4 protein-coding genes are annotated in these 3367 nt (G+C 43.6%); 1 reads left to right on the top strand and 3 read right to left on the bottom strand.

The annotated features are described in order from the left end of the window. Positions 1–45: 45 nt before the first annotated feature. Genes A3757_RS12000 through A3757_RS12010 form a run of 3 tightly spaced genes read right to left on the bottom strand, consistent with a single transcriptional unit; the run spans position 46 to position 2076 of the window. Positions 46–492, bottom strand: coding sequence for a DMT family transporter (locus A3757_RS12000; protein WP_082872102.1), 447 nt, complete (start codon positions 490–492; stop codon positions 46–48). Positions 493–511: 19 nt separating this feature from the next. Next, positions 512–895 carry a YchJ family protein gene (locus A3757_RS12005; protein WP_068513714.1) on the bottom strand — a complete coding sequence of 128 codons (384 nt, stop codon included), beginning with the start codon at positions 893–895 and terminating at the stop codon, positions 512–514. Continuing rightward, on the bottom strand, positions 895–2076 hold the full coding sequence (locus tag A3757_RS12010; RefSeq protein WP_068513710.1) for a cation:proton antiporter: 1182 nt from the start codon (positions 2074–2076) through the stop codon (positions 895–897). Before A3757_RS12010 ends, A3757_RS12005 begins: the two co-directional genes overlap by 1 nt. A gap of 229 nt (positions 2077–2305) precedes the next feature. Here A3757_RS12010 and A3757_RS12015 point away from each other — a divergent pair. Beyond that, a partial coding sequence (locus tag A3757_RS12015; protein WP_231878264.1) for an AarF/UbiB family protein occupies positions 2306–3367 on the top strand: 1062 nt, incomplete at its 3' end.

Here is a 3367-nt window from a genome sequence, read left to right on the forward strand (position 1 = left end):
ATTTCTTAGTGCCACAGCCAGTGCAGATAAAAGACCAAACAATACTCATGCGGTGACATTGTTTTCGAGAGTAAAGTCCGGGACGATCATAAAGAAACCGAGCATAACCAGCAAACCCATGAGGATATCGGCTTTATGAAGCCGTGTTTTATTGATTAAGGGTTCCAGAAATACCGTCATGACAGGAAAGGTAAACATCGAGATCATGCCGATAGCGACAGTCGACAGCTGCATCGCTTGAAAATAGGCTGTCCANTGAACGGTGAACAGCATGCTGCAAAACACCAAGAGTAAAAAAACGGGTAAAGTGCTAATTCTAAGTTTTTGTTTGAATAGAAGTGCCACAATAAATACGGTGAGGCCGCAAATCAGAGTTCGGTAGGCAATTATGTCCCAGGCAGCATAGGGAATTAGTTTTGAAAAAAGTGCTGTACCACCAAGCAATAATGCGGCGATATGCATATGAAGCAGTACTTTATTATGTATATTCATTTAAGCTTCATAGCAAGTATTAATTATCAGTAGCTGAGTGATACTGCCAAATACCATCAAGCTTAATGAAATGGCTATTCTCTACAATTCGCTGAGCCTTGCCCGACACTTTATAACGTGCAACGAAAGACACTTGGCCTTCCTTATCATCCTCTAGACCTGCTACTGTATCTTTAATTTTCAAACCAAGCCACTTACTTTGTGAATCGAAATCAAGGTTGCTTGGGCGGGTGTCCGGGTGCCAGCTTGTTAGAAGGTAGTCTTCATTCTCAAGTACAAAGGCACTGTAGCGAGAGCGCATTAGCTGCTCGGCTCTTAGTGCTTTAGCTATGTCAGCATGAATAAGAGCACAGCAGTCGTCATACGTCAGGGAAGACCCACAGGGGCAAGGAGCTTTGGGCATTAATCTCGTCTTAATTTGTCGCTAATAGCGATCGGATTGGGGAAGTTAAAGATAACAATATATGAGTTAAAGATGAAAGTCAGTATTGCTGTGGCCTGGATAAGGTGGGAGGCCTCGGTCCCTATCAAAGCCGATGCGGTTGCCAGGTAGGCAATCAGTAACGAAAACTCACTAATTTGGCCTAATCGAAAACCAGCTTCCCAGGCAATGTCATTGGGTTCTTTGCTGCGCGTAAGCAACCAACGGAATATCACTGGCTTGATAACAATAATCAGCCCAGCCAGTAGTAGTGAGGGGAGAATAACGTCTGCCAGTAAGCCTAAGTTGAATGAAGCGCCCAGCGAAAAGAAAAACAGAACTAAAAAGAAGTCACGAAGCGGTTTTAAATGCTCGGCGATATATTGGGCGATTGGGCTAGTCGCGATGCTGATGCCTGCGATAAAAGCGCCGATTTCAGAAGATAACCCAATGTAATGTGCGAGTTCTGCAACACCCAGGCACCAACCAATTGTCAGCAAGAATATATACTCATGAAAACGGTCAAACTTGGATATCAATTTAAGGATGACATGCTTTACGGTAGCGAATACGACAAAGATAAGTAATGGCAAAGTTAGCATTGTTTTAACGAAGCTAAAGATACTGTTGCTGTCCGGATCTGCTGAAGTACCGCTGCCTCCTAATATGAGCAACACGACAATTGCCACCAAATCCTGTAGCAGTAGCATACCCACAACAAGTTCCCCGACATGGCGGTGATGCAAGACGGTTGTAGGGAGAAGCTTTATGCCTATAATCGTACTAGAAAACATCATCGCACAGCCGATAATCACGGACTCTTGAGAGCTGTAGCCAAAGCCTTTTCCAATCATAAACCCGGTAAAGGCGAAGGCTAGGGAACTGACAATAGCGACCAGGGTGGCTTTTCGCAACATGTGCATCAAGCTCTTTGGTTGCATATCGAGCCCTAATAAAAACAGCAAAAAGATAATTCCGATCTCTGCTATTTCTGACAGCAGGTGCGCATCGCTCACATAGTGCAAGCCATAAGGGCCTATTAAGGCACCTAAGGCAATATAGGCGACAATAATAGGCTGACGAGTATATAAAACAATTGAAGCAAGGATCGCGGCCCCAGAAAAGATAAGGAAGAAGGAATTGACAATCGAGAGATGTTCCATAGTACTTTGGGGCTCAGTGGGTCTTAAAACAATGTAATTTACTTGAAAGCTTATCTGCCTCTTAAGCAGTATAGCAACGATTTACGGCTATTAGCTTTGAAGCAATAATTTAACTCTCTGTCACAATGCTTTTTGTGTTGACAAATGACTGCAGGAAAGTCGCCATTATGGTAATCTTGTGCTCATCAATCTGTCATTCTGCTTAAGAAAGCACGGTGCTCTGTTTATAATGTCGAAGCCAAAAATGCCCAAAGAGAAAAAACGCTTTCTGGATATTCCATCTATCAAGGACAGTACCTTTTCCGTATTTAAAGGGGCTGGCGACTTGGCGACGAGTAGTGTCGCGTTGCCAAAAGCCTTTGTGCCGATTGTGAAACTCTTGATGACAGAGCGCATGATCACTCAAGATGAATTAGCCGACGAACTCGATCTTTTATTCGAGCAGTTATATCTTCACCCGGTTTCATCTCACTCTAGGTCATTGACGGAGTACCTTCGAAAGTATCGTATTATCCCCAATGAAGAGTCGACAGAAAATCTTATTGGTTATGTCGTTAAGCAGGCGGTTCTGCGCAGCCCAGTCGATATTCCTGAAGTTGTTGTTGATGAGTTTTGGAGCTTCTTTCAAGAATTGATAGAATCGCCAGAGCTTAAAGGCGTTGTCGAGCTGAATCTGGATATTGTCCGTTCAGTCTTGCGTACATATGAGCCTTTGCTTCTGGATATCGTTAACAGCATTAAGCATATCCGAAAGATAAATCAGAAAACCTTGTCTGAAATAGTATTAAAGCTCCAGGTTTTGCGTGGCGACATACATATCCTTAAGCGACAGATAAAAGCTATTCGCTACATAAAACCCTTCCTGCAAACAGACCCAAAAGACTTTAAACAACAGGCAGAAATTGTTGCCAAAATGGTACGTGAGTTCGGCCCTTTGTTTATCAAAATGGCGCAGGTCGCCGCTGCAAACTCAGACTTCCTGCCTGAAGAAATCTCTAAAGAGTTAAAAGTATTCCAGGAAGATGTCGACCCGATGACGGCATCCGAGGTCTATCAAGCCTTTAATGAGGAGTTTGGTCAGAAGCCAGAATCCCGATATTTTGGTTTTGATGTCAATAACCCGATTAAATCCGGCTCAATTGGCTCAGTATTTGTTGCTAAGAAACCAATGCAGCATGGGGATGAAGAGGTTCTAGTCCCGGTCGTCGTAAAGGTGGCACGTCATAACCTAGAGCGTGAGTTTGCTATGGGTTCTCTGGCCATCGAGCTGATGCTTATCAGTAGTCAGTAC

This window comes from Oleiphilus sp. HI0117 (assembly GCF_001635235.1).

Bases quoted from the DNA above. Each gene is read 5' to 3' on its own strand.
- A3757_RS12005 (WP_068513714.1), bottom strand. From the start codon at position 895: ATGCCCAAAGCTCCTTGCCCCTGTGGGTCTTCCCTGACGTATGACGAC.
- A3757_RS12010 (WP_068513710.1), bottom strand. From the start codon at position 2,076: ATGGAACATCTCTCGATTGTCAATTCCTTCTTCCTTATCTTTTCTGGG.